We start from the raw sequence: 26,059 nt of genomic DNA, 5'->3' as shown, positions 1-26,059 counted from the left end.
GCCCGAGGCGCGCTGCCCGGGCGGCGCTGCGGGTAAAATGTCGGCATCCGCAATCCGAGAGCCGCCATGTCCCCCATCGAGACCCCCGACAGCATCACCATCACCCGCCCCGACGACTGGCACCTGCACCTGCGCGACGGCGCGGCGCTGGCCGACGTCCTGCCGCACACCGCGCGCCAGTTCGCGCGGGCGATCGTGATGCCCAACCTCAAACCCCCGGTCACCACGACCGCAGCCGCCGCCGCCTACCGCGAGCGCATCCTGGCCGCTCTCCCGCAGGGCATGTCGTTCGAGCCGCTGATGACGCTCTACCTGACCAATAACACCGATCCGGACGAGATCCGGCGCGCCATGGATTCGGGCTTCATCCACGCCGTGAAACTCTACCCGGCCGGCGCCACCACCAATTCCGACGCCGGCGTGACCGACCTGCGCAACTGCTACAAGGTGCTGGAGGTGATGCAGGAAGTCGGCATGCCGCTGCTGCTGCACGGCGAAGTGACCGACGGCGACATCGACCTGTTCGACCGCGAAGCCGTGTTCATCGAACGCGTCATGCGCCCGCTGCGCAGCGCCATGCCGGTCTTGAAGGTGGTCTTCGAACACATCACCACCAAGGAAGCGGCCCAGTACGTGGCCGAAGCCGAAGGCCCGATCGCGGCCACCATCACGGCCCACCACCTGCTCTACAACCGCAACGAGATCTTCAAGGGCGGCATCCGCCCGCACTATTACTGCCTGCCGGTGCTCAAGCGCGAAGAACACCGCCTGGCGCTGGTCACCGCCGCCACCAGCGGCGACGAACGCTTCTTCCTGGGCACCGATTCGGCGCCGCACGCCGTGCACACCAAGTACGCCGCCTGCGGCTGCGCCGGCTGCTACACCGCGCTGCACGCAATGGAGATGTACACCGAAGCCTTCGCCCAGGCCGGCGCGCTCGACAAGCTGGAAGCCTTCGCCAGCCTGAACGGCCCGGCCTTCTACGACCTGCCGGTCAACGAGGGAACCATCACGCTCAAGCGCGAAAGCTGGACCCTGCCGGAAACCCTCCCGTTCGGCGAGCACCAGCTGGTGCCGCTCAACGCCGGCGAGACCATCAACTGGAAGATGGTCTAAGCCGGGCATGCTGCCGCAGATCGACTGGTCGCACCCGTGGTACGACTCGGTGCGGCCGGCGTTCGCGCGGCTGGCGCTGGGCGGCCCCGATTTTATCGCGGCGTTCAACCGCAGCGCGCTGGCCCTTGGCTTGTGCAACCACGAGGGCCTGCCGCTACGCTTCGTGCCGCAGGCGGCCCTGCCGGAAGGGACGGCCTACGAAGAATTCATCGGCGCCACCGGCCAGGTCCCGACCCGCGACAACCTGCACGACTTCTTCAATGGCCTGGTGTGGCAGAGCTTCCCGCTCATCAAGCGCCAATTGAACGCTCTGCAGGCGGCGCAGATCGCGCAGGCCGGCATCGGCAAGTCGCGCGGGCCGGCGCGCGACGCCGCCACCATCTTCGACGAGAACGCCGCGCTGCTGGTGGTGCGCGCCAACAGCGCCGGGCGCGCGCTGGTGGACGAGTTGCGCGGGCACTGCTGGCTCGCCGCGCTGTTCGACAAGCGCGCCATGTTCGGCCCTGACGCGCAAGTCTGGCTGTTCGGCCACGCGCTGATGGAAAAGCTGGTCGCGCCACGCAAGGCGATCACCGCGCATACGCGTGTCATCTTCGTAGGCGATGATTACTTCCTGCTGGCGCCCGAGGCGCAGCAGGCCTGGCTGGATCGCCATGTGGCGGTCCAGCTGGCGGGCGAAGGCCTGCACACCTCCGGCTTCACGCCGCTGCCGGTGCTGGGCGTTCCCGGCTGGTGGCCGGGGCAGGACCAGGACTTCTACCTCGATGCGACGGTCTTCCGTCCCAAACGGCAGCACCAGGCATCACACTGAAAGGAAGGCCGATGGCCAACGCAGTACGCTGGGGAATCCTCGGCACGGGCAAGATCGCCCGTGCCTTCGCAAGCGCGCTGGCCGACGTGCCGGGCGCCGTGCTGGCGGCGGTCGCCTCGCGCAGCCTGGACAAGGCGCAAGCCTTCGCCCGGGACTTCGGCGGCCTCGCCTTCAGCTCCTACCAGGCCCTGGCCGACGCGGCCGATATCGACCTGGTCTACGTCGCCACGCCGCATACCGAGCATGTCGGCAACGCCCTGATGGCGCTGCGCGCCGGCAAGGGCGTGCTGGTCGAGAAAGCCTTCACGATGAACCTGCGCGAAGCCGAGCAGGTGGTGACCCTGGCGCGCACGCGCCGCCTGTTCCTGATGGAAGCGATGTGGACGCGCTACCTGCCGGCCTTCGCCGAAGTCCAGCGCATCATCGCCTCCGGCCAGATTGGGCAGGTGCGCCAGGTGGTGGCCGACTTCGGCGTCACCCCGCCCTTCGGCCCGGAACACCGCATCTTTAATGCGGCGCTGGGCGGCGGCGCGCTGCTCGACCTGGGGATCTATCCGCTCTCGCTCGCCGCGGCGCTGCTGGGCCCCGTGACCGATATCCGGGCCCAGGCCATCATGGGCGAGACCGGCGTCGATGTGCAGACCGCCTTCACCCTCAAGCATGCGGACGGCGGCATGTCTGTGTGCAGCTGCTCCTTCCTGGCGCGCTCGCCATGCGAGCTGACGGTGTCCGGCACGCTTGGCCACGTGCGCATGAACACCATGTTCCACCGCGCGACCAGCGTGACGCTGGCGCTCGCGGACGGCAGCACGCAGACCATCGAAACCCCTTACCTTGGCAACGGCTACGTGCACGAAGTGATGGAAGCGCAGCGCTGCTTCCTGGCCGGCCTCACCGAGAGCCCGGCGATGAAGCTGTCGGATACGCTGGCGCTGATGGGCGTGATGGATGAAATCCGGCGCCAGGTCGGCCTGGCTTACGACAGCGACCGCTAAAGGCATGCAGGCCGGGTTGACTTTGGCGGGCAGTGTGCGAATACTGGGCTTGCGCCGATCAACCCGATTCCCATGGAGCCCATATGCATAGTCTTCGTCCCCTCCTTCTTGCTGGCGGCCTGCTGTTCAGCGCCGCTGCCTGGGCTGATCCGGTCCCGGCCGACAAGATGGCCTATGTCGGCAGCTGGAGCGGCAAGGACATGCACCTGGCGCTGTCCAAGGAAGGCAAGGTCAAATACAAGCGCAAGCAGCCGGGCAAGAATCTCGACCTCAGCATCGACCTGCTGGGTTTCAGCGGGAATAACTTCGACGTCGGCTATGGCATCGTGCGTTCCACCTTCGTGGTCAGCCAGCCGCCGCACCGCGAAGGCAAGCAGTGGAAGATGACGGTGGATGGGGTCGAACTGACGAAGGATGAATAAGGTGGAGCTGCGCACCGTCACCCCCATCCTGCGCAGCTTCGATGAAGCGAAGGCCCGCGAATTCTATGTGGACTTCCTGGGCTTCCGGGTCGACTGGGAACACCGCTTCGAACCCGATCTTCCGCTCTACCTCCAGGTGTCGCGCGACGGCTGCGTGCTGCACCTGAGCGAGCACCACGGCGACTGCTGCCCCGGCGCAGCCATGCGCATCGAAGTGGACGACATCGATGCCTACCATGCGGAGCTCACGGCCAAGCAGTACGGCTACTCGCGGCCCGGCATCGAGGACACCCCATGGGGTTCGCGCGACATGTCGATCAAGGATCCGTTCGGGAACCGGCTGACGTTTACGAGCGCGATCAGTACTTGATTTGCTGACTGGTAGGGTGGTCGGCAGAGCCGACCATCCTACGTCTGGGATCCTGGGCGCGCGTTTGAGGCGGCATCCAGCCGCCGGAACAATTCATGATGCAAGTCCAGCGTGTGCTTGGCCATGTGCCGCCGCGCGTGGGCGATTTCCGCCAGCTCGCGCTGCGCCGCCGCCTCGTTGCGGTGGGCGAGCGCCCACAATGCCAGCTCCACCCGCGCCTCGATACTGCCGAAGCGTTCCACCACCATCGAGAACTGGGCAGCCGCTTCGTCCGGCCGTCCCAGCGCGGCACAGGCGCGGCCCAGCGCCAGGCCGACTTCCTGCGGGCGGTAGGCTGGCTGCTTCGATTGCAGCGGCGCCAGCAGGGCGACTGCCGCCGCGTGCTCGCCGTTCGCGGCCCGTGCGCGGGCGGCGCCGAGGATGACTTCGGCGTCGCCGGCGAACGGGCCTTGCAGGCAGGCGTCGTACTGCGCCACCGCTTCGGCGGCCTGGCCTGCCTCGAGCAGGGCGGCGGCCAGGCGCATCCGGTTGTGGGCGGTGGGTGTCAGGTCGAACAGCTGGCGGGCGTCGCGCACATCGCGGCCCGGGTCCAGGGTCTTCTGGATGGCGCGTCCGGCCTGGCGTGCCTGGCGCTCGATGCGCGAGTGGGGCAGGAACACCACGCCGAAGTACACCAGGCTGCCGAGCAGGGGGAAGGAAAAGAGGATCAGGAGCCAGTACAGCGGCCGTCCGGTGCGCACAGCGTGGATGGCGAAGAAGATGGCAACGATCAGGTGGAGACCGAGTCCGAGGATGGGCATGGCGTGTCGTGGGCGGGTGGAGGGAGGGGCTGGGGGTACGATATCCTGTTCTGTGGCCTGAATGTCTATCGGATTGTCACGGGTGGGGGATGCGGGGTGGGTGTGCGACGGAATTGGGTACCGGCCTTCGCCGGTACGACGGTGCTGGAGTTCGTGGCCGTTGCGCGGGACGGCAGGAATGCAAACGCTACACCCTCAGGAACTCTTCGCGCCCGCCCAGCCAGCGGGTCAGGTGGGCGTCGATGATCGCCATGTATTCGGGACGCTCGCTGTTGTCGAGCAGGTACTGGGCGACCTCCCTGGCCTTGTCGACGATCCACTGGTCCGCTTCCAGGTCGGCGAAGCGCAGCATGGCTTCGCCGGACTGGCGGGCGCCGAGGAATTCGCCGGGGCCGCGGATTTCCAGGTCGCGCCGGGCGATCTCGAAGCCGTCGGTGGTTTCGCGCATGGTCAGCAGGCGCTGCTTGGCGACCTGGCCTAGTGGGCTCTGGTAAAGAAGTAAGCACACGCTCGCAGCCGAGCCCCGGCCGACGCGGCCGCGCAGCTGGTGCAGCTGCGACAGGCCGAAGCGTTCGGCATGCTCGATCACCATCAGCGAGGCGTTCGGCACGTCGACGCCGACTTCGATCACGGTGGTCGCCACCAGCACGTGCACGTCGCCGGCCGTGAAGGCGTCCATGATCGCCTGCTTTTCCAGCGGCTTCATGCGGCCGTGCACCAGGCCCACCACCAGGTCGGGCAGGGCCTCGGCCAGGGTCTCGAAGGTTTCGGTGGCGGTCTGCAGCTGCAGCACTTCGGATTCCTCGATCAGCGGGCAGACCCAGTAGACCTGGCGGCCTTCCTGCGCGGCGGCGTGCACCCGCTCGATCACTTCGTCGCGCCGGTTCTGGTCGATGGCGCGCGTGACGATGGGGCTGCGCCCCGGGGGCAGTTCGTCGATGACCGATACTTCCAGGTCGGCGTAGTAGGTCATGGCCAGGGTGCGCGGGATCGGCGTGGCCGACATCATGAGCTGGTGCGGCACCAGGCCGTCGCTGCCCTTGTTGCGCAGGGTGAGGCGCTGGCCGACGCCGAAGCGGTGCTGCTCGTCGACGATCACCAGGCCCAGTTTCGCGAACTGCACCGTGTCCTGGATCAGGGCGTGGGTGCCGATCACCAGGTGCGCTTCGCCCGACTCGATCACTTCCTTGGCCGCGTCCTTGTCCTTCTTTTTCAGGCTGCCCGTCAGCCACGCAACCCGCACGCCGAGCGGCTCCATCCACGCAGCGATCTTGCGGAAGTGCTGCTCGGCCAGGATCTCGGTAGGCGCCATCAGCGCGGCCTGGTAGCCGGAGTCGATGGCCTGGGCGGCGGCCAGCGCCGACACCACGGTCTTGCCGCTGCCGACGTCGCCCTGCAGCAGGCGCTGCATCGGGAAGCCTTCGACCAGGTCGGCGCGGATCTCCTTCACCACGCGCTGTTGGGCGCCGGTGAGGGCGAAGGGCAGGGCGCCCAGGAAGGCGTCGGACAACGCGCCGACCGCGCGCAGCTGGGGCGCACCTTTTTCGCGGCGGGCACGCTGGGCGCGCTTGAGCGACAACTGCTGCGCCAGCAGCTCGTCGAACTTCATGCGGGTCCAGGCCGGGTGGCTGCGCTCGGTGAGCGCGTATTCGTCGACGTCCGCCGGCGGGTAGTGCAGCAGGCGCACCGACGGTTCGAAGTCCCACAGCTGCAGGCGCGACAGGAAAGCGTTGGGCAGGGTGTCGCGCCAGTCGATGCGCTTCATGGCGTCGGTGACGGCGCGCCGCAGGATGGTTTGCGACAGGCCCTCGCCCGACGGGTAGACCGGGGTGAGCGCGGTGGGCAGCGGCGCGCCTTCGTTGATGACTTTATAGGCCGGGTGGACCATCTCGGCGCCGAAGAAGCCGTGTTTGAGCTCGCCCCGCGCTCGGATGCGCACGCCTTCGGCCATCTGCTTGACCTGGCTGCCGTAGTAGTTCATGAAGCGCAGCTGCAGTTCGCCGGACTCGTCGGCAATCTGCACCAGCAGCTGGCGCCGCGGCTTGTAGGTGATCTCGTTTTTCACCACCACGCCTTCGACCTGCCAGGTTTGCAGGCCGCGCAGGCAGGCGTCGCGGATCGAGACCACTTTGGTCTCGTCCTCGTAGCGCATCGGCAGGTGCAGCACCAGGTCCATGTCGGTGCGCAGGCCCAGCCGGGCGAGCTTGGATTCGATGGTTTTAGGTGCGGATGTGGTCTTGGTGGCGGGCATATTGCGGCATTTCGGGCTTTGCTGGCGTAAAATAGAGGGTTCGCCGCACGCACTGTAGCCTCTATTGTAAGGCTGTCAGCACCCATTTTCCCAGAATTGACAACAATGTACTCGCTTTCCGATTTCGATTTCGACCTGCCGCCAGAGCGGATCGCGCAGCTGCCGCTGCCAGACCGGAGCGCGTCGCGCCTGCTGCAGCTCGATGGCGACCGCATCACGGACCGCCATTTCGCCGACATCGTCGACCAGCTCCAGCCGGGCGACCTGCTGGTGATGAACAATACGCGCGTGCTCAAGGCGCGCTTCTTCGGCGTCAAGGAAACCGGCGGCCAGGTGGAAGTGCTGGTCGAGCGCGTGCTGGACAACCGCACCGTGCTGGCCCAGGTGCGCGCCTCCAAGTCGCCCAAACCCGGCAACCGCATCCGCCTGGCCAACGCCTTCGATGTGGTCACTGGCGAGCGCGCCGGCGAATTCTTCACGCTGCATTTGGAAGGCGACGTGTTCGACCTGATCGAGGCCCATGGCCGCCTGCCGCTGCCGCCCTACATCGAGCACAGCGCGGACGAATTCGACGAGCAGCGCTACCAGACCGTCTATTCGAAAGAGCCGGGCGCCGTAGCCGCACCCACCGCCGGCCTGCACTTCGACCAGCCGCTGCTGGACCGCCTGGCGGCCAAGGGCGTCCAGTTCGCGTACGTGACGCTGCACGTCGGCGCCGGCACCTTCCAGCCGGTGCGGGTCGAGGATTTGTCGGCGCACCAGATGCATACCGAGTGGTACACCATCCCGCAGGAGACGGTCGATGCGGTGCGCGCGGCCAAGCTTGCCGGCCGCGAGGTGGTGGCGGTGGGCACGACGTCCCTGCGCGCGCTGGAGTCGGGCTCGCAGACGGGGGAGCTCTTGGCCGGCAGCGCCGACACCGCGCTGTTCATCACGCCGGGCTATACCTTCAAGACGGTCACCCGCCTGGTGACCAACTTCCACCTGCCCAAGTCGACCCTGCTGATGCTGGTGTCGGCCTTTGCCGGCTATGAGGCCATCCGCAAGGCCTATGCCCATGCGATCGCCAACGAATACCGCTTCTTCAGCTACGGCGACGCCATGCTGCTGACCACGACCTCACGTTAATAGTAGATACCCGATGCTCGAATTTACCCTGCTTAAAAAAGACACCAGCGGCCTGTCGCACGCGCGCCGCGGCCGCCTGAAGCTCAACCACGGCACCATCGAAACCCCGATCTTCATGCCGGTCGGTACCTATGGCTCGGTCAAGGCGATGGACCCGACCGAACTGAAGGACGTGGGCTCGCAGATCATCCTGGGTAACACCTTCCACCTGTGGCTGCGCCCGGGCACCAAGGTGCTCGATAAATTCGGCGGCCTGCACAAGTTCATGGGCTGGGATGGCCCCATCCTGACCGACTCGGGCGGCTTCCAGGTGTTTTCGCTGGGCGCGATGCGCAAGATCACCGAAGAGGGCGTGAAGTTCGCCTCGCCCATCGACGGCTCGCGCCTGTTCCTGTCGCCCGAAATCTCGATGCAGATCCAGCGTTCGCTGAATTCGGACATCGTGATGCAGTTCGACGAATGCACGCCGTATGAAATCGACGGCCGTCCGGCGACGGCCGACGAAGCGGCGAAATCGATGCGCATGTCGCTGCGCTGGGCCCAGCGCTCGATGAATGAATTCAAGGGCGGCGAGAACCCGAACGCGCTGTTCGGCATCGTCCAGGGCGGCATGTACGAGCACCTGCGCGACGAATCGCTGGCCGGGCTGGAAGACATCGACTTCCCGGGCCTGGCCATCGGCGGCCTGTCGGTGGGCGAGCCGAAGGAAGACATGAAGCGCATCCTGGCCCACGTCGGCCCGCGCCTGCCGGAAAACAAGCCGCACTACCTGATGGGTGTCGGCACGCCGGAAGACCTGGTGGACGGCGTGGCCAATGGCGTCGACATGTTCGACTGCGTCATGCCAACCCGGAACGCCCGCAACGGCTGGCTGTTCACGCGCTTCGGCGACGTGAAGATCAAGAATGCGCGCTACAAGGAAGACACGGCGCCGCTGGACGAGTCCTGCGACTGCTACTGCTGCAAGAACTTCACGCGCGCTTACCTGCATCACTTGCACCGCTCGAACGAGATCCTGGGGGCGCGGCTCAATACGATCCACAACCTGCATTACTACCTGAAGCTGATGCAGGAGATGCGCGATGCGATCGATGCGGATGGGTTTAACGCGTTTCGGATCAGGTTTGCGGCGGACCGGGGTCGTGGGGTGTGAGTGAACGCTAACTTGCAGCGTGCAAATTTGGGTCCCGGCCTGCGCCGGGACGACGTGCTGGCGTAGGTGGTCGAAAAAGAGACATCGTTCTCTGCGCTAGCCTCAAAACCGTCGTTCCGGCGCAGGCCGGAACCCAAGTTCTTCGCAACCCACCAACCCACGTAAACACCCCCACCTTATTTTTCCGCCAACATCTTGCAATTAGGAATTGCAAACCTACATACCTCCAGATTGGCTCGCGCCGCACTGCCGGTGCTAGAATACACCGCTTATTTTTTTAATCTCACAATCGGAGTTCTTGTGTTCATTTCCAACGCGTACGCGCAAACCACGACTGCGGCTGACCCTGGCATCCTGGGTAGCATGACGACTTTCCTGCCGCTGATCCTGATGTTCGTGGTCATGTACTTCCTCATGATCCGCCCTCAGCAGAAGCGGCAGCGTGAAGCGAAAGCGATGATGGACGCGCTGGCCAAGGGCGACGAAGTGGCGACCGCCGGCGGCATCCTGGGCCGCGTCACCAAGGTGGCCGACACCTATGTGACCCTGGAAGTGGCAACCGGTACCGAAATCGTGGTCCAGAAGAATGCAGTGACGACCCTGCTGCCGAAAGGCACCCTGAAAGGCCTGTAAGCAGTTAGCACAATGCGGCGGCCCCCCGGGGCCGCACCGTGCTCAACATTGAACGCTGGAACACTATGAACCGCTATCCCGTCTGGAAATATCTACTGATCGCCGTCGCGCTCCTGCTGGGCGCGCTGTACACGGCGCCGAACTACTTCGGCGAATCGCCGGCACTGCAGGTCACCACCGGTAAATCGACGGTCAATATCACCAGCGCCACTACCGGCCTGGTCGCGGATGCGCTCAAGCGCGCCGGCGTTCCCGCCACCGGGGTCTCCCTCGAAGGCAGCGGCAACAGCACCTCGGTGCGCGCGCGCTTCGCCAGCACCGACGCCCAGTTCAAGGCCAAGCTGGCGCTGGAACGCGACCTCAACCGCGACCACGACAATCCCGATTACATCGTCACCGTCAACCTGGTGAAGAACACCCCCGCATGGATGCAGGCGATCAACGCCAAGCCCATGAACCTGGGCCTGGACTTGCGCGGCGGCGTGCACTTCCTGCTGCAGGTCGATGGCAAGGCCGTGCTCGACACCAAGGTCAAGGGCATCCAGGCCAGCGTGCGCAGCCACCTGCGCGACAAGAACATCCGCCACGCCGGCATCGACCGCGCCGGCAACAGCATCGAAGTGCGCTTCCGCGACGCCGCTACCCGTAGCGCCGCGCGCAATGCGCTGGCCTCGCAGATGCCCGACCTGGCCTTTGCCGATGCCGCCGATGGCACCGACCTGAAGCTGGTCGTCACCCTCAAGGCCGAAGCGCTGCGCCGCACCGTCGAAGACGGCGTCAAGCAGAACATCGCCACCCTGTCCAAGCGTATCAACGAACTGGGCACCACCGAGCCGCTGATCCAGCAGCAGGGCGCCGACCGCATCATCGTCCAGCTGCCGGGCGTTCAGGACGTGGCGCGCGCCAAGGACATCATCGGCCGCACCGCCACCCTAGAACTGCGCATGGTCGACAGCACCGTGACGCCTGGCACCGAACAGTCGGCCGCCATCCCGCTGAACTCGGAACTCTTCCTCGAGGGCCGCGGCGCCCCGATCGTGGTGTCGAAAGACATCATCCTGACCGGCGACTATATTTCCAGCGCCGTCGCCAGCTTCGATTCGAACCAGCAGCCTGCCGTCTCGCTCGACCTGAACGGCGACGGCGGCCGCCGCATCCGCCAGGCCACCCGCGAAAACGTCGGCAAGCGCATGGCGATCCTGCTGAAGGAAAAGGGCAAGTACAGCGTGCTGTCGGCCCCGACCATCCAGAGCGAACTCGGTTCGACCTTCCAGATCACCAATATGGGTACCTCGGAAGACGCGAACGAACTGGCGCTGCTGCTGCGCTCGGGCGCGCTGTCGGCGCCGATGGAATTCATCGAAGAACGCGTGATCGGCCCCCAGCTGGGCGCCGAGAACATCGAGCGCGGCCTGCATTCCACGGTGTGGGGCTTCGTGGCGATCGCCATCTTCATGATTTTGTATTACCACCTGGTGGGCTTCTTCAGTGCGCTGGCGCTGGCGGCCAACGTGCTGTTCCTGCTGGCCCTGCTGTCGATGATGCAGATCACCCTGACCCTGCCGGGTATCGCGGCAATCGCGCTGGCGCTGGGCATGGCGATCGACGCCAACGTGCTGATCAACGAGCGTATCCGCGAAGAACTGCGTGCCGGCGCCGCGCCGCAGACTGCCATCAGCGCCGGCTTCAAGCACGCCTGGGATACCATTTTCGATTCCAACGTCACCACCCTGATCGTCGGCCTGGCGCTGCTGATCTTCGGTTCGGGCGCGATCCGCGGCTTCGCCGTGGTGCACTGCCTCGGCATCCTGACCTCGATGTTCTCGGCCGTGTTCGTGGCCCGTGGCTTCCTCAATCTCTGGTACGGCCGCAAGAAGAAGCTCACGAGCATCTCGATCGGCACGGTCTGGAAAGAAGGCTTCACGCCTAACAAGCAAAACGTACCTCAGGAATAACGATGGAATTTTTCAAGATCAAACGGGACATCCCGTTCATGCGCCATGCCTTGATCCTCAATGTGATCTCGGCGGTGACCTTCCTGGCGGCGGTGTTCTTCCTGGTGACCAAGAACCTGCATTATTCGGTGGAATTCACCGGCGGCACCGTGATGGAACTGCACTACCCGCATGCCGCGGACCAGGAGAAGATCCGTACCACGCTGCGCGGCGTCGGCTACGAAGCGCCTGAAGTGACCAGCTTCGGCACCGCGCAGGCCGTCCTGCTGCGCCTGCCGATCGTCGAGGGCCAGGCCCAGGCCGGCACCTCGGACAAGGCCTTCAACGCCGTCTGCGTGTCCGAACAGGGCACGCCGAAGGTGACGCAAGTGACCACCGAAAAGGGCGAAACGGTCAACCGCACCAGCTGCGTCAACGCCGCCGGCCAGGAAGTGGTGAGCCTGCAACGGGTCGAATACGTTGGCCCGGCGGTCGGCGAAGAGCTGGCCCAGAACGGCCTGAACGCGCTGCTGATGGTGATCGTCGGCGTGGTCGCCTACCTGGCGATCCGCTTCGAGTGGAAGTTCGCGGTCGCCGCGATCATCGCCAACCTGCACGACGTCGTCATCATCCTCGGCTTCTTCGCTTTCTTCGAACTGGAATTCTCGCTGACGGTGCTGGCCGCGATCCTGGCGGTGCTGGGCTACTCGGTCAACGAATCGGTGGTCATCTTCGACAGGATCCGTGAAATGTTCCGCAAGCAGCGCAAGATGACGGTGCCGGAAGTGATCGACCACGCGATTACCAGCACCATCTCGCGTACCATCATCACCCACGGTTCGACCCAGCTGATGGTGCTGTCGATGCTGTTCTTCGGCGGCCACGCCCTGCACAACTTCGCGATTGCGCTGACCATCGGCATCTGCTTCGGTATCTACTCGTCGGTGTTCGTTGCCGCCGCGCTGGCCATGTGGCTGGGCGTCAAGCGCGAAGACCTGGTCAAGCCGGTCAAGGAAAAGGACGAGACCGACGGCGCCGTGGTCTGATTCCACCCCGTTGAAGAAAGCCGCCCCGGCCCTGCCGCGGCGGCTTTTTTACATTTAATCAAACCCGATGTGACAAAATCGGCGATTTCGTGCGGTAACGCACAGAGGTAGGGTAGGACGATCCTTATAGTGGAACTGTCTCTTTCAGGACATCCCTAGTTTTGGACTTCAACCCGCTCCCTTACCGGTGCGGGTTTTTTTTGCCTGCTTTAAATGTCCAACAGATACGTCGTCCACAACTCGTTGGAGAACCTGCCTGCCGGGTCGACCTGGCGCTTGAGCGCCAGCCGCCCGGCTCCAGCCATGGCGTGGACGAGGAAGCGGCGGCGCGGTGGAGACATGGTTGTCATGGGAAGGGAAGAGCCTGTATGGCAAAACCCGAGCTTCGCGCAACAGTGATCTGGCTGGCAAAGCAATCCTGTGGCGGTAGCGTGGGCTACTACCCTGCGTATCGTTCCGGCACACATTGGCCAGCAGAAACCTTGGTGCCACGGTTAAGTGGCGCACCGAGTGCGTCAGCCCGACGGCCTATAGTGGACCTGTCTCTTTCAGGACATCCCTAGTTTTGGACTTCACCCGCTCGGTTCGAGCGGGTTTTTTTTGGCCTCCAGCATGGGCGCCGACCTCGCCCTTGCCAGGGGTCAGACGAAGCCGAGATTGCGCACCCCGGCATCGAAGTTGGACAGTCCGGGCAGCATGGCCAGCAGTTCGCTATCGGACACGCCCAGCCATTTCCCCAGGGTCGCGGCAAACTGGTCGACCGACGTGGTCGGCAACAGCCGGCCCTGGCCCACGTCGTCGGGGCCGCCGTTGGCGACGACCGGGGCCTTGCCATAGAAGCGCTTGCCCTTGACGGCGCCGCCGAGCACGAAGTGCATGCTCCCCCAGCCGTGATCGGAGCCATCGCTGTTGCCCGCCATCGTGCGGCCGAAATCCGATGCCGTGAACGTCGTGACTTGCTCGCTCATGCCCAGTTCGACGGTGGCGGCCTGGAACGAAGCGAGCGCCGAAGCGAGGTTCGACAGCAGGCCCGGATGCGTGCCAAGCAGGTTGTCGTGTGTATCGAAGCCACCCATCGAGACAAAAAACACTTGCCGCTTCGCGCCCAGCTTGGGTGCGGCGGAGATCATCCGCGCCACCATGCTCAGCTGGCTGGCCAGGCTGTTGCCCGCTGCGAAAGGCGTGGCCAGCGCCGGCGACGAGGCCAGTGCGCCGGTCAGGATGCTGTCGGCGTCGATCGAACGCTTCGTCACGCGCGTGTATTCGTTCTCCAGCAGGTGGGCGCGCGGCTGGCTCACCAGTGTCGCCAGGGCAGTGCTGGCGGCAGCCGATCCGAACAGCGGCGACTTGATACCGGCCAGCGGCACTGAACCGGTGCTCGAGACCTGGTATTGCACCGCCGACTTTCCCGACATGAAGATGGCATTGCCGGACACGTTAACGCACGTAAAGGTTGCGTTGCCATTGCCGGCTTCGAACAGGTCGCCCATGCGTCCGCCCCAGCCGGAGCTTGCACCCTCTGGCGATGACGATTGCCAGACCGACTGCTGGTCGTTGTGCGAGAACAGCTTGGGAGGCAGCTTGACCGAACGGTTGAGGTATTGCTGCTTGGATGTTGGTTGTATCAGGGTGCCAACGTTGAGCATGACTGCCATATTGCCGGCATTGAAGTGCGGTAGCAGCGGCGCCAGTTCCGGCGCCAGCGCATACTGGTGCGCGACACCGCTGCTGTCCAGCGGCGCGGTGGCCGATTGCAGCACGTTTGCATCGAGGCTGGCGCGGGCGTAGGCAAAACCGGGGCGCATCTGCTGGTAGGCCGTGTGACTGGCCAGGTCGTAGGGCACAAGGGTGTTGGCGTAATCGTTGCCTCCGTACAAGAACACGCAAACAAGTGCCTTGTAGTCCCCGGCTGTGGCGGCCGATGCCTCCGCCATCGCGGCCAGGTTGAGCGCCCAGGGAGCGGCCACGCCGGCCACCGACAGGGCCGAGGCCCGTTTCAGGAAGGCACGGCGCGACGCAGGATGTTGGTGCTTGATGGCCATGGCTGCTTCCTATTTTTGAATGATGAATTCGGGCGCTGCCATGACCAGCGTGAGCGCCGCATGGATGCGGTTGGACCGCGCTGCATCGGTCCCGGCCGGCATGCCGTCGATGGCTCCCTTGAGCAGCGACACCGTGGTTGTCGACAACTGCCCTGCGGCCAAGACGAGATTGAGTTCGTCCAGCAGTTGCTGGGCGCTGTCGGCCAGCGGCAGCAGGCTTGCATAATCGCCCTTGACGTCGCCCACCCCGCGGCTGACCACACCCTGCATGAAGTTGATGTAGCCGACCACGCTCGACTCGTTGGTCAGCTGGAATTCCGGCGCCACCATGCCGGCGCTGGCGACGGCGCTGTTGGGCGGCATGTAACCGGGACGGAAGAAGTTGAAGACACTGGCCGCGCGCAGCGGGCTCTGGCCAAGGCGCGTAGCGGGGTCCGAGGTGTTTCCGATGGCCCAGGCATCGCTGGCGGAGCCAGCCTTGAAGGCGCGCGCCCAGGCCGCCAGCCGGAGGATGGGCTCGCGCTGCTTGCCGAAGCGCAGGTCGGACACCAGCGGCGACGAGCGCGCCTCGCTGTCGAGCAGGATCGCCTTGACGACGGCTGCCAGGTTGCCCTTCACCCCGGCGCCGTCGTTGTTGAACACCGTCGCCACCCGGGTGACGTAGGCCGGGGAAGGGTTGCTGCAGACCAGGCGCATGATCAGCTGGCGGCTGACGAACGGCGCCACGTTGGCATGCCCGAAGATCGTGTCGAGCGCCTGCTTGAGGCTCTCTTCGCCGCTGGTGCCGGCCGCGATCGTCTTGCCCAGGAAAATCTTGGTTCCCGTTTCATGGGCGCTGGCATTCACCGTCATGGGGCGGCGCTTGTAGTCGGGAGTGTCGGTATTGGCGCCGGCCAGGTCGTAGTTCCAGCCGGTGAACACCCGCGCCAGGCCGGCGATGTCGTCCAGCCCGTAGGTTTCTTCCTGTTGGCCGCCCACGAGCTTGGGCGTGCCGTCCAGGTTCAGCGTGACCAGGCCGATGGTGAATAGCTGCATCAGCTCGCGTGCATAGTTCTCGTCCGGCAGCGCGCCGGTGCTGGCCCGGAACTTGACGCTGCCGCGGTAGGTCAGGTATTCGCCCATCGCCGCGCTGGTCGAAACCTTGTCGAGCAGGCGACGGTAATTGCCGAAGGCTTCCGCCTCCATCAGGTCCAGGAAGGCGGCAGCGGTAAAGGCCTTCCATCCGCCGCTCAAGCCGGAAATCGACGTCACCAGGATTTCCGACAAGGCAAAGGTGATCCGTTGGCGCAGGGTGTCGGGAGAAGACAGCAACTTGCGCCAGATCGCCGCGTCGGCGCCGGCTTCGCCATTCTTGTTGGCCGGTCCATTCAAGCCCCGCGCCACCAGGTAGTCCCAGCGCGTCGGGGAGGCGGGGTGCGCGATCTGTTCGTCGAGCCACGCGGCATAGCCGAGCGACTGGACCCGGGCGATCTGTTCCCGGGTGGCGCCCATCGAGGCCTGGGACAGGAAACGCGACGCTTCCGCAGCGGTAGGTCCGGCCACCGGAGGGGGCGGCGGCGGCGTCGACCCTGATGGCGGCGCCGACACAGGCGGGGAAGTGGCGCCGCCGCCGCAGGCCGAAAGTAGAGCCAGCGGCAGGGCGGTCGCCGCGGCCGCAGGTGCTGTCGAGACGGCGTGATCGCTGCCTGCGATGGTGGAGTCGGAGTGGGCCATGGTGTCGGGGTTGGCTATCGGAAAGTATTTACGATCCTAAGCAATTTTCCGCCATGCAGCAACGAGAAAGTCGTAACTGATGTTACGTGGTCCGGAAGCGCCCGCTGGCGCTGAACGATTGCTAACAGTTAATTGGCGACATAAGTGAGTCAGCGCACCGATGCGCCAGCGCAGGGGAAATATAGTGGAACTGTCTCTTTCAGGACATCCCTAGTTTTGGACTTTGCCCGCTCTTTCAAGCGGGCATTTTTTTTGTCCGTTCAGAGCAGGGCGGTGGTCAGGCTCTTCACTTCCTCGGCCGATTCGGCGAGGATCTGCGCCAGGGTGCCATGGCCGGTGGTGAAGTCGATGGTGGCGGCGCTGGCCTGGGTGGTGGCGCCCGGGCGCTGGTGCAGCGGGGAAGGGAAGGGCGCCAGGTCATTGGCCAGCAGCAGGGTGTCGCCCAGGGTTTCCGGCGGCAGCGCGCGCATGCCGTTCCACAGTGCCTCGATCGCGCCCATGACGGGCACCGGCACGCCCAGCTTGAGCAGCACGCCGCGGCCAATCGCCACTTCGCCATGCTCGATCCATTCGTCGGCGCCGCCCTCGACCAGGTCGGGGAATTCCTCGGCGCGCGAGAGCAGGTAGAAGCCGCCCACTTCGTGCACGATGCCCGCGAACATCGCGGTTTCCGGGTCGACGAAGGAGACGCGGCGCGCGATCACCTGGGCCAGCGCGGCCACGTGGGCCGAGTGGATCCACAGCTGGTCGGCCTTGGCGCGCAGGCCGGGGTCGCTGATCTCGCTGGCCAGCTGGCGCACGATGACCGAGGCCGCCAGCGCCCCCAGGGTGCGGAAGCCGACCCGTTGCACTGCTGCGCGCACATTGGTGACGTCGTGGCCGGCGCGGTTGTAGGCGACCGAGTTGGCGATGGCGACGGTACGCGCCGCCAGCAGCGGTTCGGCCTGCACCAGGCGCGCCGCCATCTCGGTGTGGCAGTCGGGCTCGCCCAAGGCGCGCTGCAGCCTGAGCGTGGCGTCGACATTGGTCGGAAAGCTGAGGTCGCCGCGGCTAGCCTCGGCGGCAATGCTCTTGAGGGCAGAGAGTCGGTCCATCGAAAAATTATACCCCTAATGCATTGCCGGGTTGCAGAGATTGCCTTGCGGCATCAAGCCTCGCCGAAGATGGCGTCGCAGCCTTCTTTTTGCTCTTCGGTATCCTGCAGCTCGTCTTCCAGGCCCAGGTCGAGCAGTTCCTCGACCGCGTTCATGAAGCTGTTGAGCTTGGTTGCGCCAATCAGGCGGTAGATCTCGCCGGCTTCGTTGCGCACGCCGATCAGCATCGCTTCCTCTTTCACTTCTGCCAGGGGTGCAACGTCCAGCAGGATGTTGCCGATGATGTGGGTGTCGAAATGGGCGGGCTTCTTGCCGTCGATCAGGGAAGTTTTCAAGGCGATTCCTTTGCTTGTGATGGATGAGGGGGGACGCCGCCGGCGGCGACCTGGTCGCGAAGTTTGCCCAGCGCGGCGTCGAGGGCATCGAATTCGGCGTCGCCGTAGCCGGTGAACAGCCGCTTGCCATGCGCCACCACCTTGGGGAACACATCGCCGAACATCTGCTCGCCGGCTGGGGTGAGGCGCACGAAGAACGAGCGCTTGTCGTCATTGCTGCGTTCGCGCACCACGAGGCCTTTCTGTTCCAGGCGCTCGATGACCCCGGTCAGCGTGCCCTTGGTGATCAGGGTGCGCTCGCCCAGTTCCTTGTAGCTCATGCCGGCCGTATTGCCCAGCGTGGCAATGATATCGAACTGCGCGTGGGTCAGCCCGTGCTGGCGCACCGATTCGCCGGAAAAACGCTCGAAGCCTTGCATGCACTCGGCCAGCAACCGCACGCTCTTTAAATATCGTTCCCCCATGGGGCAGGATTATAGCTGCCTGCCAAGGCTTTTCCGACAAACGCATGCGAACGGCGGCTTGGCCCGCCCCCCAAGTCTGCGCATTTGTTCTCCGGTATGATAGCGGCGATGCGACCCACCGGGCCAAGCCCGACCTCAGAATGACACCGCCCGCCCGTTCCGATGCACCCTGCTGACCTGTCCCCGCTGGCACAGGAAAAGCCCTTGCGCGTGCTGCTGGTGAATGCGGGCGAGCCGGACATGCTGACCTGGTCCGGCCTGGTCCAGCCGCTGCGGCTGGCGGCCAAGCTGCTGGGCCCGGAACTGCTGCACGTCGACGTGCGCAGCCCCGACAAGTTCATGGCCGACGCCCAGCGCCACTGGCACCTGGTGCTGCTGGTGGCCGACGAGGCCGAGGCTGCACTGAAGCCGGCCAACTCCCGCGCCCTCGTCGAACGCTGCCGCGCCGCGCCCTTCTGGGGCGGGGTCGGCGCCGGCGTGCTGTGGCTGGCCGACGCCGGCGCCCTGCACGGCATCCGCACCGCGCTGCCCTGGGCCCTGTATCCCGACACCAATGCGCTGGCCGAGCAGGCCCTGTTCACACCCAATTTGTTCGAATTCGACCGCAACCGCCTGACCTGCTGCGGCGGCGCCGCCAGCATCGACTTCGCGCTGACCCTGGTCGAGATGCTGTTCGGCGGGGTAGTGCAGGCCCAGGTCAAGGAAATCCTGTGCGTCGACCGCGTGCGCGGCAAGGACGAGCGCCAGCGGGTGGCGCTGCAGGCCCGTTTCGGCACCCTGCAGCCCAAGCTGACCGAAGCAGTGGCGCTGATGGAGGCCAATATCGAAGAGCCCTTGTCGACCGACGATATCGCCCAGCTGTCGGGCATTTCGCGGCGCCAGCTGGAACGCCTGTTCAAGCAATACCTGGGCAGTCTGCCTTCGCGCTACTACCTGGAACTGCGCCTGCAACGGGCGCGCAAGTTGCTGCTGGAAACCAATAATTCGATCGTGCAGGTGGGGCTGATGTGCGGGTTTTCATCGGGCTCGCATTTTTCGACGGCGTTCGGGGCTTTGTTTGGGAATACGCCGAGGGAGGAGCGGCAGAGGAAGCTGGGGCAATAAGGTTTTGTCGCCCTATGTCGTACCCTGTCGCCGCACGCGGTATCGCCTCCTTCCACCCGTCCCTTCGATCCGTCGTACCGGCCTGCGCCGGTACGACGGGCTAACGGACGAGGCCGTCTCCCTGTCAGCGAGGTGCTGGCCATGCATCAACCCACCCCTTATCATTCCCACAATCTTTCTCCGACTAAAAACGAAAAACCCTGTCGCACTTCTGCAAGAACTTGTCAGGTGGCCTTCCTATAATGGCTCGAACCTGCGCGGACCTCCTGCCGCGCACAACCGACTATTGATGAGGAAGAAGCCATGAACGCAAAGCTTGATTCGGGTGTCACCACGCGGCCTGTCACTCGGCAGACCTTCGACGAAGTCCTCGTCCCGACCTACGCTCCGGCCGCCATGGTGCCGGTGCGCGCGGCGGGCCTGGAAGTGTGGGACCAGGAAGGCAAGCGTTACCTCGACTTCACCTCCGGCATCGCCGTCTCCAGCCTGGGCCACTGCAACCCGGCCCTGGTCGAGGCGGTGACCAAGCAGGTCAACACCCTTTGGCACCTCGGTAACGGCTACACCAACGAGCCGGTACTGCGCCTGGGTAGCGCGCTGACCGAAGCCACCTTCGCCGACCGCGCCTTCTTCTGCAACTCGGGCGCCGAAGCCAATGAAGCGGCCCTGAAGCTGGCGCGTAAATATGCGCACACCAAGTTCGGCCCGCACAAGTCGCGCATCGTGTCCTGCCTGTCGTCCTTCCACGGCCGCACCCTGTTCACCGTATCGGTCGGCGGCCAGCCGAAGTACACCGAAGGCTTCGAGCCGCTGCCGCAGGAAATCAACCACATCCCGTACAACGACATCGAGGCCGCGCGCGCCGCGATCACTGACGACGTCGCGGCCGTGATCGTCGAGCCGATCCAGGGCGAAGGCGGCGTGATCCCGGGCGACAAGGAATTCCTGAAAGCGCTGCGCGAACTGTGCGACGCCACCGGCGCGCTGCTGGTGTTCGACGAAGTGCAGTCGGGCGTGGGCCGCACCGGCGCCTTCTACGCCTACATGGACACCGGCGTGACCCCGGACGTCCTGACCTCGGCCAAGGCCCTGGGCAACGGCTACCCGATCGGCGCCATGCTCACCACCGAAGAGATTGCCCAGCACTTCGGCGTCGGCTCGCACGGCACCACCTACGGCGGCAACCCGCTGGCGGCCACCGTCGGCCTGAAGGTCGTCGAGACCATCAACACCCCAGCCTTCCTGGGCCGCGTCAAGGAAGCCAGCGCCAAGATCTTCGCCAACCTCGAGAAGCTCTCGAGCGAGTACCCGCAGGTGTTCGGCAAGGCGCGTGGCCAGGGCCTGCTGATCGGCCTGCCGATGGCGGGCGACTTCAAGGGCCGTGCCAAGGACTACACCAAGCTGGCCGAGAAGATGGGCCTGATGCTGCTGATCGCCGGTCCCGACGTGGTGCGCCTGGCGCCGGCACTGATCGTGTCGGACGAGCACATCGCGGAAGCCGACCGCGTGATGCGCGCGGCCGTCGAGGCCTTCATCGCCGCCTGATGCATGCCTGGCCGCGGCCGGCCCGCCCGACAGGGTGGGGCCGGCTGCGCCGTTTGAGTTCGAGTACGCTTTCCAGGAGTCCGCATGTATGTAGTCCGACCGGTTGAACGTGGGGATATCGGCGCCCTCGAGGCGCTGGGGGCGGTGTCGCTCCCCGGCATCCACACGCTGCCGCGCACGCGCGAAGCCATCAATGCGGCGGTCGAGCGTTCCATCGCTTCGTTCGCCGCCCACGTCGACATCCCGAGCGAGGAGTCCTACCAGTTCGTGCTGGAAGACCTGCGCACGCGCGAGGTGGTGGGCACCTCGTCGATCCATGCGTCGGCCGGATCGAACGGCACTTATTTCGCGTTTCGCAACGACGTGATCCAGCAGGTCTCGCGCGACCTGAACATCAGCCACAGCGTGCACGCCCTGACGCTGTGCTCCGAACTGACGGCCTACTCGCACCTGTCGGGCTTTTATATCCGCAACCGCGACAGCGCGGGCAGCGAGGCGGCCCTGCTGTCGCGCGCGCGCCTGCTGTACGCGGTGCTGGCGCCGCAGCGCTTCGGCGACCGCTTCTTCGTGCCGCTGGCCGGCGTCACCGACCAGGACGGCCAGTCGGCGTTCTGGAATGCGCTGGGCCGCAAGTTCTTCAAGATGGACTTCCTCGAGGCCGAGCGCGTCATCGAGGGCGCCCGCAACCGCACCCTGATCGTCGAGCTGATGCCGCACTACCCGGTCTACGTGCCGCTGCTGCCCGGCGACGCCCAGGCCGCGCTGGGCCAGATCCACCCGAGCGGCGAGCTGGCCTTCAAGCTGCTGACCCAGGAAGGCTTCGAAGCCGACGAATACATCGACATCTTCGACGGCGGCCCGATCCTGCAGGCCCACAAGAATTCGCTGCGCTCCTTCAACGGCTCGCACCTGCGCCAGGTGGAAAACGCCGGGCGCGCCGCCGGCAGCGACGAACTGGTAACGTACGCGGTCGCCAGCACCGAACAGAACTTCCGCGCCGTCATCGCCGCCTGCCCATCGGCCGACTCCGCCCAGGCCATCTGCCTGTCGCGCGACGCCCAGCAGGCGCTGGGCGTATCCGTGGGTGACAGCGTCACCTGCGTGCGCATCTGAGAGAGGACTCCATGCTCGTTATCCGTGCAGTACAAACTTCCGACCTGGACGCCCTGATCGAGATGGCGCGCCAGGCCGGCAGTGGCATGACCACCCTCAAGCCCGACCGCAAGATGCTGGGCGACCGCGTCGATACCGCGGTGGCCTCGTTCAATGAAACCATCCCGCCCGAGCAGCGCGACTACATGTTCGTGCTCGAGCATACGGCCAATGGCGAAGAAGCCGCCAGCATCGCCGGCGTATGCGCCATCAAGGGCGCGGTCGGCCTCACCGAGCCGTTCTACAACTACCGCATCGGCACCCTGGTGCACTGCAGCCGCGAACTCGACGTGTTCACGCGCATGGAGACGCTGTACCTGTCGAACGACCTCACCGGCTCGACCGAACTGTGCTCGCTGTTCCTGCTGCCCCAGTACCGCGCGGGCTTCAACGGCAAGTGGCTGTCCAAGAGCCGCTTCCTGTTCATCGCCCAGTTCCAGCAGATGTTCACCGAGAAGATCATCGCCGAGATGCGCGGCTACCAGGACGAGAACGGCGTCTCGCCCTTCTACGAAGGCCTGGGCCGCCACTTCTTCAAGATGGACTTCAACCATGTGGACGGCCTCACCGCCATCGGCAAGAAATCCTTCATCGCCGAACTGATGCCGCGCCAGCCCCTATATGTCGACTACCTGCCGGAATCGGCGCGCGACGTGATCGGCCAGGTCCATACCTCGACCCAGCCGGCGCGCAAGCTGCTGGAACGCGAAGGCATGCACTACGAAGGCTACGTCGACATCTTCGACGCCGGCCCGGTGCTGCAGGGCCGCGTGTCCGAGCTGCGCGCGGTGCGCGACAGCGTACTGGCGGTCGCCTCCGAAGGCGTGCCGGAAGGCGAGACCGAGCACCTGCTGGTATCGAACACCAAGCTGGCCGATTTCCGGATGATCCTCACCCGCGCCGTACCCGGCGCCAAGCACGTCGCGCTGTCGGCCCAGGAGCTGTCGCAGCTGCACGTGCAGGCCGGCGACGACGTACGAACGCTGCCCCTCAACGTAAGGAAGAATGCGCATGCCTAACCTGTCGAACTACATCGCCGGCGAGTGGCTCGCCGGCAGCGGCGCCGAGCTGGCCACCATCGACCCGTCGACCGGCCGCCAGACCTGGACCAGCAACGGCTCCACCGCGGACGATGTCGCGCGTGCGGCGAACGCGGCGCGCGGCGCCTTCGAAGCCTGGGCCTTGACGCCGCTGGAAGAACGCATCGCCATCGCCACGCGCTTTCGCGACCTGCTCAAGGAGCACGCCGAAGAGCTGGCCGCCATCATCGCCGAGGAAGTGGGCAAGCCCTTGTGGGAAGCGCGCACGGAAGTGGCGACCATGGCCGCCAAGATCGACATCTCGGTGCAGTCCTACGGCGCGCGTACCGGCGAGGCCAGCAACAAGGTCGCCGACGGCAACGCCGTGCTGCGCCACCGCCCGCATGGCGTGTTCGCCGTGTACGGGCCCTACAACTTCCCCGGCCACCTGCCCAACGGCCACATCGTGCCGGCCCTCATCGCCGGGAACACCGTGGTGTTCAAGCCGAGCGAATACGCGCCGCGCACTGCGGTGAAAACCGTGCAGCTGTGGGAACAGGCCGGCCTGCCGAAGGGCGTGCTGAACCTGGTGAACGGCGGCCGCGAGACCGGCATCGTGCTGGGCCAGGAAGCGCAGATCGACGGCGTGCTGTTCACCGGCAGCAGCCAGACCGGCGCCGCCCTGCACAAGCAGTTCGGCGGCCAGCCGGGCAAGATGCTGGCGCTGGAAATGGGCGGCAACAACCCGCTGGTGGTGTGGGACCTCAACGACACCCCCCAGGATATCGACGCCGCCGTGCACCACGCGGTGATGTCGGCCTTCATCTCGGCCGGCCAGCGCTGCACCTGCGCGCGCCGCCTGGTCATCCAGGACAGCCCGCAAGGGCAGGCGTTTCTTGACCGTTTGGTAAAAATCGCAGCGACCCTGCAGGTGGGCCCGTCGAACGCCGAGCCGCAGCCCTTCATGGGCCCTGTCGTATCGAGCGCCGTCGCCGCGCGCCTGGTGCAGGCGCAGGCCGACATGGCCGCCAAGGGCGGCAAGGTGCTGCTGCAGATGAAGCAGCCCGACCCGAACGCCGGTTTCGTCACCGCCGGCATCGTCGACACCACGGGCGTGCAGGGCATTGCCGACGAAGAGTGGTTCGGCCCCCTGCTGCAGGTGATCCGCGTAAAAGACTTCGACGAAGCGCTGCGGGTGGCCAATGCCACCGAATACGGCCTGGCAGCGGCGCTGCTGTCGCCGTCCGAAGAACTGTGGAAGCGCTTCTCGGTGCGCGCCCGCGCCGGCATCGTCAACTGGAATCGCCCGACCACGGGCGCGGCCAGCTCGGCGCCGTTCGGCGGCGTCGGCAAATCGGGCAACCACCGCCCGAGCGCGTATTACGCGGCCGACTACTGCGCCTACCCGGTCGCCTCGATCGAGACGGCCGCCCTCGAGATGCCGGCCAAGCTGTCGCCGGGACTGAGCTTCTAACGTATGCGTACCGCTCGCGAATTCAACTTCGACGGCCTGGTTGGCCCATCCCACAACTATGCCGGGCTCTCGTTCGGCAACGTCGCCTCGTTCAGCAATGTGCGCAGCAGCGCCAACCCGCGCCAGGCTGCCCTGCAGGGCCTGGCCAAGATGCGGGCATTGGAAGCACGCGGCTTTGCCCAGGCCGTGATGCCGCCGCAGGCGCGCCCTAACTTCCGGCTGCTGCGCCGCCTCGGTTTTTCCGGCACCGACGCCGACGTGCTGGCGCGCGCCTTCCGCGAGGCGCCCGTGGTGCTGGCCTGCGCCTGGTCGGCCGCGCCGATGTGGACCGCCAACGCGGCCACCGTCAGCCCCTCGGCCGACTCGCAGGACGGCCGCGTGCACTTCACGGCGGCGAACTTGAACAACAAGCTGCACCGCTCGGAAGAACACGTGCAGGCCACCCGCACGCTGCGCGCCATCTTTGGCGACGCCAGCCGCTTCGTGGTGCACGACGCGCTGCCGCCGGTGCCGGCCTTCGGCGACGAGGGCGCGGCCAACCACACCCGCTTCGCCGCCTCGCACGGCGCGGCCGGCGTCGAGTTCTTCGTGTATGGGCGGGTGGAGTTCGACCCCTCGGCGCCAAGCCCTAAAAAATACCCGGCGCGCCAGACCCTGGAAGCCTCGCAGGCGGTGGCCCGCCTGCACGGCCTGGACCCGGCGCGCACCGTGTTCGCGTCGCAGAACCCGGACGTGATCGACCAGGGCGTGTTCCACAATGACGTGATCGCGGTCGGCAACGGCAACGTGCTGTTCTACCACGAGCAGGCCTTCGCCGATGAAGCTGCCACCGTCGACGCGCTGCGCCGCGCGCTGGCCGGCGTCGACACCGACCTGGCGCCGGTACGGGTGGCCACCAGCCAGGTGCCGGTGGGCGATGCGGTGGCCAGCTACCTGTTCAACAGCCAGCTGCTCACCAAGCCGGACGGCCGCATGGCGCTGGTGGTGCCGCACGAATGCCGCGAGAACGCCGCCGTGTCGCGCTACCTGGAAAGCCTGGTGGCCGGCGGCGGCCCGATCGACGAGCTGGTGGAATTCGACCTGCGCCAGAGCATGCGCAATGGCGGCGGGCCGGCCTGCCTGCGCCTGCGCGTGGCCCTCACCGACGACGAAGCAAGCGCCATGCACCAGGGCGTGATCATGACGGAAACGCTGTACGCACAACTGGCGGCCTGGGTCGAAAAAACCTACCGCGACCGGGTCGAGCCGAAGGACCTGGCCGACCCGCAGCTGGCGCTCGAATGCACCGCGGCGCTCGAGGAACTCGAACGCATCCTCGGCCTGCCCGGCCTGTACGACCTTGCATGAACGGGGCCGTGCGCGACGGGGTGACCTGGCCCGCACGGCATGTTCTAATAACGGATTGGCGCGCCCGGATTGAAAAGGCGCCCACGGAATTCGGACGGGACACCCCCGTCC

Annotated in this window: 23 protein-coding genes; 16 read left to right on the top strand and 7 right to left on the bottom strand. The window is 65.8% G+C overall.

Annotation, left to right across the window (positions count from 1 at the left end):
• Window positions 1-66 precede the first annotated feature (66 nt).
• The 5 genes from pyrC (at window position 67) to BM031_RS19340 (ending at window position 3,714) form a co-directional block, all read left to right on the top strand.
• Entirely contained in the window at window positions 67-1,116 is a 1,050-nt protein-coding gene (gene pyrC / locus BM031_RS19360) for a dihydroorotase (protein ID WP_091876196.1), read from the top strand.
• 7 nt (window positions 1,117-1,123) lie between these two features.
• Window positions 1,124-1,927, top strand: a complete 804-nt coding sequence (locus BM031_RS19355) for a DUF3025 domain-containing protein (protein ID WP_091876195.1) — start codon at window positions 1,124-1,126, stop codon at window positions 1,925-1,927.
• A gap of 11 nt (window positions 1,928-1,938) precedes the next feature.
• Complete coding sequence (locus BM031_RS19350) at window positions 1,939-2,922, top strand: Gfo/Idh/MocA family protein (RefSeq protein WP_091876194.1); 984 nt, start codon at window positions 1,939-1,941, stop codon at window positions 2,920-2,922.
• A gap of 83 nt (window positions 2,923-3,005) precedes the next feature.
• Window positions 3,006-3,344, top strand: coding sequence for a hypothetical protein (locus BM031_RS19345; protein ID WP_143084646.1), 339 nt, complete (start codon window positions 3,006-3,008; stop codon window positions 3,342-3,344).
• On the top strand, window positions 3,337-3,714 hold the full coding sequence (locus tag BM031_RS19340) for a glyoxalase superfamily protein (protein WP_091876192.1): 378 nt from the start codon (window positions 3,337-3,339) through the stop codon (window positions 3,712-3,714). Before BM031_RS19345 ends, BM031_RS19340 begins: the two co-directional genes overlap by 8 nt.
• A 38-nt stretch (window positions 3,715-3,752) precedes the next feature.
• Here BM031_RS19340 and BM031_RS19335 read toward each other — a convergent pair whose 3' ends face one another.
• Complete coding sequence (locus BM031_RS19335; RefSeq protein ID WP_091876191.1) at window positions 3,753-4,514, bottom strand: hypothetical protein; 762 nt, start codon at window positions 4,512-4,514, stop codon at window positions 3,753-3,755.
• Window positions 4,515-4,701: 187 nt separating this feature from the next.
• The gene (gene recG, locus BM031_RS19330; protein WP_091876190.1) at window positions 4,702-6,765 is read right to left on the bottom strand and encodes an ATP-dependent DNA helicase RecG; all 2,064 of its coding nucleotides are present in this window, start codon (window positions 6,763-6,765) and stop codon (window positions 4,702-4,704) included.
• A 105-nt stretch (window positions 6,766-6,870) separates the two neighbouring features.
• Here recG and queA point away from each other — a divergent pair, with 105 nt between their 5' ends.
• From queA to secF, 5 genes are all read left to right on the top strand, one after another.
• Window positions 6,871-7,893, top strand: a complete 1,023-nt coding sequence (queA, locus tag BM031_RS19325; RefSeq protein WP_091876189.1) for a tRNA preQ1(34) S-adenosylmethionine ribosyltransferase-isomerase QueA — start codon at window positions 6,871-6,873, stop codon at window positions 7,891-7,893.
• A gap of 13 nt (window positions 7,894-7,906) precedes the next feature.
• A complete protein-coding gene (gene tgt, locus BM031_RS19320) occupies window positions 7,907-9,046 on the top strand; it encodes a tRNA guanosine(34) transglycosylase Tgt (protein WP_091876188.1) in 1,140 nt (379 codons plus the stop codon).
• Between the two features lie 300 nt (window positions 9,047-9,346).
• On the top strand, window positions 9,347-9,679 hold the full coding sequence (gene yajC, locus BM031_RS19315) for a preprotein translocase subunit YajC (RefSeq protein WP_091876187.1): 333 nt from the start codon (window positions 9,347-9,349) through the stop codon (window positions 9,677-9,679).
• 65 nt (window positions 9,680-9,744) lie between these two features.
• A complete protein-coding gene (gene secD, locus BM031_RS19310; protein ID WP_091876186.1) occupies window positions 9,745-11,634 on the top strand; it encodes a protein translocase subunit SecD in 1,890 nt (629 codons plus the stop codon).
• Between the two features lie 2 nt (window positions 11,635-11,636).
• The gene (gene secF / locus BM031_RS19305) at window positions 11,637-12,659 is read left to right on the top strand and encodes a protein translocase subunit SecF (protein WP_091876185.1); all 1,023 of its coding nucleotides are present in this window, start codon (window positions 11,637-11,639) and stop codon (window positions 12,657-12,659) included.
• Between the two features lie 641 nt (window positions 12,660-13,300).
• Here the strand turns inward: secF and BM031_RS19300 are convergent.
• The 5 genes from BM031_RS19300 to BM031_RS19280 form a co-directional block, all read right to left on the bottom strand.
• Complete coding sequence (locus BM031_RS19300) at window positions 13,301-14,701, bottom strand: DUF1501 domain-containing protein (RefSeq protein WP_229409044.1); 1,401 nt, start codon at window positions 14,699-14,701, stop codon at window positions 13,301-13,303.
• 9 nt (window positions 14,702-14,710) lie between these two features.
• On the bottom strand, window positions 14,711-16,414 hold the full coding sequence (locus tag BM031_RS19295; RefSeq protein WP_091876184.1) for a DUF1800 domain-containing protein: 1,704 nt from the start codon (window positions 16,412-16,414) through the stop codon (window positions 14,711-14,713).
• Between the two features lie 260 nt (window positions 16,415-16,674).
• Window positions 16,675-17,508 carry an HDOD domain-containing protein gene (locus BM031_RS19290; RefSeq protein ID WP_091876183.1) on the bottom strand — a complete coding sequence of 278 codons (834 nt, stop codon included), beginning with the start codon at window positions 17,506-17,508 and terminating at the stop codon, window positions 16,675-16,677.
• A gap of 53 nt (window positions 17,509-17,561) precedes the next feature.
• Window positions 17,562-17,843: a hypothetical protein gene (locus tag BM031_RS19285; protein ID WP_091876182.1), complete on the bottom strand. Its 282-nt coding sequence runs from the start codon at window positions 17,841-17,843 to the stop codon at window positions 17,562-17,564.
• Entirely contained in the window at window positions 17,840-18,262 is a 423-nt protein-coding gene (locus BM031_RS19280; RefSeq protein WP_229409043.1) for a MarR family winged helix-turn-helix transcriptional regulator, read from the bottom strand. Before BM031_RS19280 ends, BM031_RS19285 begins: the two co-directional genes overlap by 4 nt.
• Window positions 18,263-18,469: 207 nt before the next feature.
• Between BM031_RS19280 and BM031_RS19275 the strand changes: the two genes are divergently transcribed.
• The 6 genes from BM031_RS19275 (at window position 18,470) to astB (ending at window position 25,948) form a co-directional block, all read left to right on the top strand.
• Window positions 18,470-19,411 carry a GlxA family transcriptional regulator gene (locus tag BM031_RS19275; protein ID WP_091876180.1) on the top strand — a complete coding sequence of 314 codons (942 nt, stop codon included), beginning with the start codon at window positions 18,470-18,472 and terminating at the stop codon, window positions 19,409-19,411.
• Between the two features lie 303 nt (window positions 19,412-19,714).
• Window positions 19,715-20,956, top strand: coding sequence for an acetylornithine/succinylornithine family transaminase (gene astC, locus BM031_RS19270; protein WP_091876179.1), 1,242 nt, complete (start codon window positions 19,715-19,717; stop codon window positions 20,954-20,956).
• Window positions 20,957-21,040: 84 nt separating this feature from the next.
• Complete coding sequence (locus BM031_RS19265; protein WP_091876178.1) at window positions 21,041-22,069, top strand: arginine N-succinyltransferase; 1,029 nt, start codon at window positions 21,041-21,043, stop codon at window positions 22,067-22,069.
• Between the two features lie 11 nt (window positions 22,070-22,080).
• The gene (astA, locus tag BM031_RS19260) at window positions 22,081-23,127 is read left to right on the top strand and encodes an arginine N-succinyltransferase (protein ID WP_091876177.1); all 1,047 of its coding nucleotides are present in this window, start codon (window positions 22,081-22,083) and stop codon (window positions 23,125-23,127) included.
• Window positions 23,120-24,601 carry a succinylglutamate-semialdehyde dehydrogenase gene (gene astD, locus BM031_RS19255; protein WP_177207823.1) on the top strand — a complete coding sequence of 494 codons (1,482 nt, stop codon included), beginning with the start codon at window positions 23,120-23,122 and terminating at the stop codon, window positions 24,599-24,601. Before astA ends, astD begins: the two co-directional genes overlap by 8 nt.
• A 3-nt stretch (window positions 24,602-24,604) precedes the next feature.
• Window positions 24,605-25,948, top strand: coding sequence for an N-succinylarginine dihydrolase (gene astB, locus BM031_RS19250; protein WP_091876175.1), 1,344 nt, complete (start codon window positions 24,605-24,607; stop codon window positions 25,946-25,948).
• The last annotated feature ends 111 nt before the right edge of the window (window positions 25,949-26,059 follow it).

The organism is Massilia yuzhufengensis, assembly GCF_900112225.1.
Taxonomy (GTDB): Bacteria; Pseudomonadota; Gammaproteobacteria; order Burkholderiales; family Burkholderiaceae_D; genus Telluria; species Telluria yuzhufengensis.
The sequence above is the reverse complement of the archived record's forward strand: the minus strand, read 5'-3'. Positions and strand labels throughout refer to the sequence as shown.